The sequence below is a fragment of the Streptomyces spongiae genome, assembly GCF_009377185.1.
Classification (GTDB): Bacteria; Actinomycetota; Actinomycetes; order Streptomycetales; family Streptomycetaceae; genus Streptomyces; species Streptomyces spongiae.
In genome coordinates, this window is sequence record NZ_VJZC01000374.1 from 1 (window position 1) to 9,741 (window position 9,741).

General features: G+C 72.5%; 4 protein-coding genes. 3 read left to right on the forward strand and 1 reads right to left on the reverse strand.

Annotation, left to right across the window (positions count from 1 at the left end):
* Window positions 1–103: 103 nt before the first annotated feature.
* A complete protein-coding gene (locus FNH08_RS34735) occupies window positions 104–2,917 on the reverse strand; it encodes a lysylphosphatidylglycerol synthase transmembrane domain-containing protein (protein ID WP_152775504.1) in 2,814 nt (937 codons plus the stop codon).
* A 185-nt stretch (window positions 2,918–3,102) separates the two neighbouring features.
* Here FNH08_RS34735 and FNH08_RS34740 point away from each other — a divergent pair, with 185 nt between their 5' ends.
* The 3 genes from FNH08_RS34740 to FNH08_RS34750 all read left to right on the forward strand — a co-directional run.
* Window positions 3,103–3,468: an MGMT family protein gene (locus FNH08_RS34740; RefSeq protein WP_322725986.1), complete on the forward strand. Its 366-nt coding sequence runs from the start codon at window positions 3,103–3,105 to the stop codon at window positions 3,466–3,468.
* A gap of 278 nt (window positions 3,469–3,746) precedes the next feature.
* On the forward strand, window positions 3,747–7,115 hold the full coding sequence (locus FNH08_RS34745) for an ATP-dependent helicase (RefSeq protein ID WP_322725987.1): 3,369 nt from the start codon (window positions 3,747–3,749) through the stop codon (window positions 7,113–7,115).
* Window positions 7,116–7,215: 100 nt separating this feature from the next.
* A partial coding sequence (locus tag FNH08_RS34750; protein ID WP_152775506.1) for an ATP-dependent helicase occupies window positions 7,216–9,741 on the forward strand: 2,526 nt, incomplete at its 3' end.

Genomic DNA, 9,741 nt, shown 5'->3' on the forward strand with positions numbered 1-9,741 from the left:
GGCCGGGCGGGTGAGGCCCGTTTTCCCACGGTCACGCGCGCGTGCGCCGCGTTTTCGCGTACGCGCGCGTGACCGCGTACGCCGACCCGTTGGTCGTACGTGTCTACAACGCGCCCTTGCGTGTCAGATGGTTGAACGCCAGCCAGCCCGGCAGCACGGGCAGCCACAGTGTGAGCAGCCGGTACAGGAGCACCGCGGGCGCGGCGACCTCCTTGGGGAGCCCGACCGCGATCAGACCGACGGTGAGGGTGGCCTCGACCGCGCCCACACCGCCCGGGGTCGGTGCCGCGGAGCCGAGCGCGTTGCCTGCCAGGAAGACGACCGCCACGCTGGCGATGCTCAAGGAGGGCATGTCCTCGCTGCCGAACGCCCGGATCGACGCGTCCAGGCACATCACGAAGCAGGCGGTGAGCAGCAGCATGCCGCCGATGCCCGTGATCAGCTTCTGCGGCCGTTGCAGGACGTCGAGCATGCGCGGCACGACACCCGCGAACAGCGACCTCACGCGCGTGACGACGAACTTGCGCAGGAACGGCACCGACGTCACCACGAGCACGAGGACCGCGACCGTCAGCAGGCCCGCGATGACCGTGCGGGACGGCGACAGGGAGGGTGTCTTCTCGGTACCCGTCAGATAGCCGAAGGACAGCAGCATCAGGATGTGGCAGCCCAGTCCGAACAGCTGCGAGGCGCCGACGCTCGCCACCGCGAGCCCGGGGCGCACCCCCGAGCGCTGCAGGAACCGTGCGTTGAGGGCGACGCCGCCCACCGCCGCGGGCGCCACGATCTTCACGAAGGACCCGGCGACCTGCGCCGCGATGGTCCGCAGGAACGGCACCCGCTCGGGCACGAAGCCCAGCAGGGCCATCGCCGCCGCGACGTAGCTCAGCGCGGAGAACGCGACGGCCGCGGCCACCCAGCCCCATTCGGCGTTCTCGATGAGCGGCCCGAACTCGATGTGGGCGAGTTGCGACAGCAGGAAGTAGGCGCCGATCGCGCCGGCGATGAAGCTGATCAGTGTGCGTGGCCTGATCCGCTCCAGGCGGGCCGGTTCGACCGGGGCCTGCGGCCTGATCAGCAGCACCTGGTGGCGGATCTGCGTGAGCAGGTCCTCCTCACGCGCCTCCTCGATGGCCTCGTCGATCGCGCGTTTCTCGGCCCGCTGCTCGGCGCGTACGGCCTTCTTGTCGGGCTTCTCGGCGACGGGTGCCTCGGACTCGGCCGCCTCCTCCGCGCGGGCCTGCTTGGCGTGCTGGGAAGCCTCCAGGACCGCCTCACGCTCGCGCTCCGACCGCTCCCGGGCCAGCCGGCGCAGCGTCGCGCGCGTGGAACGCGACAGCGCGATGGGCTGCAGCAACGGCAGGCAGTCGGCCACCGCGTCGGGGCCCAGCACACTCACGGCGGAGCTCACCGCGCGCTCGGCGCCCACCCGCAGGCCGAGCGTCGTCAGCAACTGGGACACGTCCATGCGCAGCAGCAGGTCACCGGCCGCGATCTCGCCGACGCGCAGATCGGTGAGGATCACCGTGCCGGAACGATCCACCAGGATCGCGTCACCCACGAGCATGCGGTGCGCGATGCGCCGCGACTGCAGTGCCTTCACCTGGTCCCAGGTGTCGTGCAGCAGTTCGTCGGTGATCTCCTCGTCCGCCAGGGAGTCGAGGGTGCGCCCGCCCGTGTGTTCGTAGACGAGCATCACGGCGTCCGGACCGAGTTCCGAGGTCGCGATCAGCTTGGGTGCGTTGGCGCCGGCCGCGATGGCCGCGTAGGCGAGCAGGGCCTCCTGTTCCAGGGCCTGGCGCAGGGACTGGAGGCTGCGTCGCGTGGCGAGGCCGCGCAGCGTCAGGTTGCGCCAGGCGCGGTAGAAGAACCCCTGTGCCTGCTGCTCCCGGTCGACCACGGTGACGTCCAGCGGCGGGCCGTCCTCCAGCGTCACGAAGTACCTGCGGCCCCGGTCGCCGCTCTCGGCCGTGTCCTGGACCTCCTCGCGGCTCGCGCTCACGGGTTTGAAACCGACGCGCCGCAGGCCGGCCATCAGGGTCCGCCCGGTGGGGCGCACGTTCGGCGAGCCGACCGCGTACAGCGTCCCGTAGGCCACGGTCCAGCCGATCAGCACCGTCAGGATGATCGAGAACGGTGTCGTGTACCCGGTGACCAGCATGGAGAACGCGTCGAGCAGCAGCACGATCCACAGCACCGCGCGCCAGCGCGGTCTGCGTGACATGCCCACGGCCGTCATATACGCGATGACGGGTGCGAGATAGCCGTGCACCGGGTCTGTGAGGGCGGTGATGTCGCCGGGCGAGGGCTGGGTGAGCGCTTCCTGGATCGAGTCCGGGGCCGCTCTGGCGACCCACAGGTCGGTGGCGAGTGTCACTCCGTGCGCGAGGACCGCCGCGAGCACGCCGTCGGCGATGCGCAGGCCGTCCCGCTTGATCAGTCGCTCGATCGCGAAGGCGACCGGCACCAGGAGGATCGCGATGCTCGACGCCAGCCCCGCGATCTTGATCAGCAGATCGGGTGCCTGTCCGGTGCCCTTGTTGATGTCCTGTTCGAGCCCGGACGTGGTGCCGTGCGCGAACGCGGCGATCGCCAGCAGCACCACGATCGCGAGCAGGCCCACCGAGAGCCTCATCAGGTCGGACGGGCGGTGCACACGCGCGGGGAGCAGCGGTTCGTCGCCCTCCACCTCGTCGGCGTACGCCTCGTCCGTGGCCTCCGTGTCCCGCTCGACCTGCTGCTTCTCGTTTTCGGATGCCTTCGGGGAGGGCTCTTTCGCCTTCGGGGAGGGCGCTTTGCCGGTCGTCTCGCGGGCGGGCGACGTGTCGGTCGCGCCGTCCTCGTCGGGGGTGTCCGGACGCGACGACGCGTCAGAGGTGCCCGCAGCGTCTTCTGGGTGCACGCTCTGCTGCCTCATGGTCTCTTCTTGATCTCGTATCACCGGTCACCGCCCGCACGATGGTGGCATGCCCCGTCGACGCGCGCGGGCATCAGGGTGCAATACGGGGGCGCACAGTCTGCCCGAAGCGCGGCGCGAGGGCGAGGAGTACGCGCGGTCGCCACCACGTCCCATTGTCGGTGCGGTCGGGCAGGATGGGGCGGATGAGCGAGGAGAGCCTTTCGGCGGATGCCCTGCCGGAGTACGCGGAGCGGGTCCTTGAGGTCGCCGAGATGATCCCGCCCGGGCGCGTCATGACGTACGGCGACGTCGCCGAGTGGCTGGAGGAGGGCGGCCCCCGCCAGGTGGGACGCGTGATGGCCCTCTACGGGGGCGCTGTTCCGTGGTGGCGGGTCATACGCGCGGACGGCGTGCTGCTCCCGGGCCACGAGCTGGACGCCCTGGGGCACTACCGCGCCGAGGGCACGCCCCTGCGCCAGGCGAGCCGTACCTCCGAAGGACATGTGCCGCGGGTCGACATGAAACGGGCGCGATGGGACGGCGGCGAACGAGCGCTGGATCACATCTGACAGCTTCCGGTCCGACAGCTTCCGGTCTGCCGGCTTCGGGCATCGGGCGGGCGAAACGGTGACCTGTCGCTCGTACGGGGGACGCGGGGCACGTCCGTGGCATGGCGTACGTTCGTGGGACGAGGGACGCGTGTGCCACGCGGGCCGGGAGGGAACAAGAGGAAGCCCTGCTTCCGCACTGTGTGTCGGCGTAGCGTCGACGCCGCGTGTCCCCCTCACCCCGCGGCCACCGCCCTCCACGCGAAACCCGAGTACGACCTCCAGGACCGGCGAACCACGTGAGCTCCTCTTCCTCCACCACACGCCTGCCGCACCCTCAGGTGCGACAGGGGAGCCGTGGCGCCTACCGGCTGGTGCGTACGCCGCCGGCGAGGTTGGACCCCCCTCGTCTTGACGCAGGCCAGCGTGGTGTGGTTGCCCACGGGACCGGCCCACTGCTCGTTCTCGCAGGTCCGGGCACGGGCAAGACCACCACGCTCGTCGAGTCCGTGGCGGCCCGGATCGCGGGCGGCGCGGACCCCGAGCGAGTGCTCGTCCTGACGTTCAGCCGCAAAGCGGCGGTGGAACTGCGCGACCGCCTGGCCCTGCGCATCGGGGCCGCGCACGTGCCCCAGGCGACCACGTTCCACTCCTTCTGCTACGCCCTGGTCCGCGCCCACCAGGACAGCGACCTGTTCGTCGAGCCCCTGCGGCTGCTCTCCGGTCCCGAACAGGACGTGGCCGTCCGTGAGCTCCTGGCCGGCCAGCCCGACCTGGAGCGCCTCGGCCTGGCGCACGTCCGCTGGCCCGACGAGCTGCGCGCCTGCCTGACCACACGCGGCTTCGCCGACGAGGTCCGCGCGGTGCTGGCCCGCAGCCGCGAGCTGGGGCTGAGCTCCGCCGACCTGCGGCACTTCGCCGCCCGCACGGGCCGCCCGGACTGGCTCGCGGCCTCGGACTTCCTCGCCGAGTACCTCGACGTCCTCGACCTGCGGGGCGTCCTGGACTACGCCGAACTGGTCCACCGCGCCGTGCTCCTGGCCCGTCGCCCCGAAGTGGCCCAGCGCCTCGCGGCGCGGTACGACGCCGTCTACGTGGACGAGTACCAGGACACCGACCCCGCACAGGTACGGCTGCTCGCGGCACTCGCGGGCGAGGGCCGCACACTCGTCGCCTTCGGCGACCCCGACCAGTCGATCTACGCGTTCCGGGGCGCCGACGTGAACGGCATCCTGGACTTCCCCGTCGCCTTCCCGCGCGCGGACGGCCGCCCGGCCCCGGTGCAGGTCCTCAGGACCTCCCGCCGCTCGGGCGCCGCCCTGCTGACCGCCACGCGCCTGCTCACCCAGCGCATGCCGCTGACCCGCCTCCCGGCGGAGAAAGTACGGGCCCACCGCGAGCTGAAGCCGGTACGGGACGGGGGACGGGTCGAGGTGTACACGTACCCGACGCCCGGGACCGAGTTGGACAACATCGCTGACATCCTGCGCCGGGCCCACCTGGAGGACGGTGTCCCGTGGAGCGACATGGCGGTCCTGGTACGGGCGGGCTCCCGCACCATCCCGTCGGTCCGGCGGGTGCTCACCGCGGCGGGCGTACCTCTGGAGATCGACGGAGACGACCTCCCACTGCGGCACGAACCGGCCGTCGCGCCCCTGCTGACAGCGCTGCGGGCGGTGGCGCGGGCGGAAGCCGGCGAGACCGGTGAGACGGCCTCCGAGGAGCCGGGAGGGCCTGAAGAATCCGAAGAGCGTGACGAGCACGCGGGCCCCGAGGACTCCGCACAGCCCGTCCCCTGGCTCGGCACCGAGACGGCTCTCGACCTCCTCGTCTCCCCCCTGGCGGGCATGGACACCGCCGACCTGCGGCGCCTCGGCCGCGCCCTGCGCGAGGAAGAACGGGCCGCGGGCAACGCCCTGCCCCCGCCCTCGGACGAGCTGCTGGCGCGGGCGCTGGCCGAGCCGGAGCGCCTGGTCGCGCACGACCCGACGTACGCGCGAGGCGCCCAGCGCCTCGGTGAACTGCTGCGCCGGGCCCGTAAGCGCCTCGCAGACGGCGGCACGGCCGAAGAGGCACTGTGGGAGCTGTGGGACGGCACTCCATGGCCCAGGCGGCTGGAGTGGGCCGCCCGACGCGGCGGCGCGGCCGGGCGCAACGCGGACCGCGACCTCGACGCCGTGTGCGCGCTGTTCGCGACCGCGGCGCGCGCGGAGGAGCGCACCGGTGGGCACGGCACCCTGAACTTCCTGGCAGAGATCGAGGCCGAGGACATCGCCGCCGACACGCTCGCCAGGAGGGCCGTACGCCCCGACGCCGTACGCCTGATGACCGCGCACCGCTCCAAGGGCCTTCAGTGGCGCCTGGTGGTCGTCGCGGGTGTCCAGGAGGGACTGTGGCCGGACCTGCGCCGCCGCGGTTCGCTCCTCGAGGCCGACCGCATCGGACGCGACGGACTCGCCGAACCGCTCACTCCGGGCGCGCTCCTGGCGGAGGAGCGGCGTCTGTTCTACGTGGCCGCCACGCGCGCGCGTGAACGCCTCGTCGCCACCGCCGTGAAGGCTCCCGCCGACGACGGGGACCAGCCCTCCCGTTTCCTCACCGAACTCGGCGTCGAGCCCAAGGACGTCACCGGCCGCCCCCGCCGCCCGCTGTCCGTCGCGGCACTCGTCGCCGAACTGCGCGCCACGACCGTCGACCCGCGCGTCTCGGACGCGCTCAGGGAGGCAGCCGCCCGCCGACTGGCCCGGCTCGCCGCGCTCGGCGACGAGGACGGCCGTCCCCTGGTGCCCTCGGCGCACCCGTACCGCTGGTGGGGCATGTTCGAACCCACGGAGAGCAAGGTCCCACTGAGGAACCGAGACCAACCCGTCGTGCTCTCCGGCAGCGCCCTCGACCAGCTCGCCAACACCTGCGCCCTGCAGTGGTTCCTGGGGCGCGAGGTGAAGGCCGACGCGCCCGCGACGGCGGCCCAGGGCTTCGGCAACGTCGTCCATGTCCTCGCCGACGAGGTCGCCTCCGGCCGCACCCCCGCCGACCTCGCCGTCCTCATGGAGCGCCTCGACTCCGTGTGGAACGCGCTCGCCTTCGACGCGCCCTGGAAGTCGGCCCAGGAGAAAGAGCACGCGCGCGTGGCGCTCGAACGCTTCCTGGAGTGGCACGTCATGGACCGCACCGGACGCACTCCGGTGGCCAGCGAGCACGACTTCGACGTGACCCTGGAGGCCGGCGACTACGAGGTGCGCATCCGTGGCTCCATGGACCGCGTCGAGACCGACGGTGAAGGCCGCGCCTACGTAGTCGACTTCAAGACCGGCAAACAGGCGCCGACCGCCGCCGAGGTGGCACGCCACCCGCAACTCGCCGTCTACCAGCTCGCCGTCAGCGAGGGCGCCGTCGACGAGGCCTTCGACGGCGTACGTCCGGAGCCGGGCGGCGCCGAGCTCGTCCAACTGCGTCGGGGGGCGGCCAAGAAGGACGGTGGCGATGCCGTGCCGAAGGTGCAGGCCCAGCAGCCCCTGGAGGGGGAGTGGGTCGGCGAGTTGCTGGCCAACGCGGCGGGCAAGGTCCTCGACGAGCGGTTCTCACCGACCACGGGGCAGCACTGCGCGCACTGCGCGTTCCGGGCGTCGTGCAGCGCCAGGCCGGAGGGACGTCACGTCGTCGAGTAACGCTCGTGACGCACGGCACCACATGGGCTGACCAGCGCTTCTCCCCGCCCCCGGGACGATCCGTCACCCACTGTCAGTGGCCGCGGCTAGCCTCTCTTGTATGTCCGCCCGTATCACCGATCCCGAGCAGCTCAAGGAGCTCCTCGGCATCCCGTTCACCCCGGAGCAGACGGCCTGCATCACCGCGCCGCCCGCCCCGCAGGTGATCGTGGCCGGAGCCGGCTCCGGCAAGACCACGGTGATGGCCGCCCGCGTGGTGTGGCTCGTCGGCACCGGACAGGTCGCCCCCGAGCAGGTGCTGGGCCTGACCTTCACCAACAAGGCGGCAGGTGAACTCGCCGAGCGCGTACGGAAGGCACTCGTCAAGGCCGGCGTCACCGACCCGGACGTCATCGACCCCGACAACCCGCCGGGCGAACCCGTCATCTCCACCTACCACTCCTTCGCGGGCCGCCTGCTGACCGACCACGGCCTGCGCATCGGGCTGGAACCCACCTCCCGCCTCCTCGCCGACGCCACCCGCTACCAACTCGCCGCGCGTGTGCTCCGCGAGGCCCCCGGCCCCTACCCGGCGCTCACCCGCTCCTTCCCGGACCTCGTCAGCGACCTCCTGGCCCTCGACTCCGAACTCGCCGAACACCTCGTACGCCCCGAGGACCTGCGCGCGTACGACGCCGAGCTGTCGCGGACCCTGGAGGGCGCCAAGCTCACCAACGCCGACCTCCGCAAGGTTCCCGATACGGCCGCGGCCCGCCGAGAACTAACGGAACTGGTCGGGCGTTACCGGGCGGCCAAGCGCGAGCGCGACCTCCTCGACTTCGGCGACCAGATCGCGCTGTCGGCCCAGCTCGCCCGCCTCCCCGAAGTGGGCCGCATCCTCCGGGACGAGTTCCGGGTGGTGCTGCTCGACGAGTACCAGGACACCTCGGTCGCGCAACGCGTCCTGCTCGCCGGGCTGTTCGGCGGTGGCACCGGCCACCCCGTGACCGCCGTCGGCGACCCCTGCCAGGCCATCTACGGCTGGCGCGGCGCCTCCGTGGCCAACCTCGACGACTTCCCCGAGCACTTCGCACACGCCGACGGCCGCCCCGCGACCCGTCAGGCCCTCAGCGAGAACCGCCGCAGCGGCGGCCGCCTCCTCGACCTCGCCAACGGCCTGGCGGAGCCCCTGCGCGCCATGCACGCGGGCGTGGAGGCCCTCCGCCCCGCCCCCGGCGCCGAACGCGACGGCACGGTCCGCTGCGCCCTGCTGCGCACCCACGCCGAGGAGACCGACTGGATCGCCGACTCGATCGCCCACCTCGTACGCACCGGAAAGGAACCCGGTGAGATCGCGGTCCTGTGCCGCACGGCGACCGACTTCGCGGAGATCCAGGCCGCCCTCGTCGCCCGTGACATCCCCGTGGAGGTGGTGGGCCTCTCTGGGCTGCTGCACCTCCCCGAAGTGGCCGATCTCGTCGCCGTCTGCGAGGTCCTCCAGGACCCCGGCGCCAACGCCTCCCTGGTCCGCCTGCTCACCGGCCCGCGCTGGCGCATCGGGCCACGTGACCTCGCCCTCCTGGGACGGCGGGCCCGGCTCCTGGTGCCCCACGCGCGCGTGGGGGACGACGACCCCGACAGGCGGCTCGCCGCGGCTGTCGAAGGCGTCGATCCGGCCGAGGTGATCTCCCTCGCGGACGCGCTCGACACTTTCCTGGAGCTGCCGTTCGAGGCCGAGCGTGAGGACGACGGGCTGCCCTTCTCGCCGGACGCGCGCGTCCGGTTCGCCCGCCTCGCCGCCGAACTGCGCGACCTGCGCCGCTCACTCTCCGACCCCCTGATGGACGTCCTGCACCGGGTGCTCGCCGTCACCGGCCTGGAGGTCGAGCTCTCCGCGTCCCCGCACGCGCTGGCCGCCCGCCGCCGCGAGACGCTGTCCAACTTCCTCGACATCGCCGCGTCCTTCGCCGCCAACGAGGCACAGGCCACCCTGCTGGCCTTCCTGGGCTTCCTGCGCACCGCGGTCCAGTACGAGAAGGGCCTCGACAACGCCCTCCCCGGCGGCGAGAACACCGTCAAGGTGCTCACCGCGCACAAGTCCAAGGGTCTGGAGTGGGACGTCGTCGTGGTCCCCGGCCTGGTCACCGGTTCCTTCCCCAGCGACCGGGGCCGCGAGAAGTGGACCGCCCAGAGCAAGGTCCTCCCGCACGGGCTGCGCGGCGATGCCGACACGCTGCCCGACGTCGAGTCCTGGGACTCCCGAGGCATGAAGGCCTTCCACGAGGCCATGAAGGACCACCAGCACACCGAGGAACTCCGCCTCGGCTACGTCACGTTCACCCGCCCCCGCTCCCTGCTCCTCGGCTCCGGCCACTATTGGGGCCCGTCCCAGAAGCGCCCGCGCGGGCCGTCCGACTTCCTCCTCGCCCTGTACGAGCACTGCGCCGCGGGACACGGCGAGATCGAGGCATGGGCCGACGAACCCGAGGAGGACGAGGAGAACCCCGCGCTGCACGAGGCGGCCGCGGACCACGCGTGGCCGCTCCCGCTGGACGACGCGGCCCTCGCCCTCCGCCGCGCGGCCGCGGAGACCGTTCTGGCCCACCTGGAGAGGGCCGCCTCCGACGCGGCCTCCCATCCCGCGCCC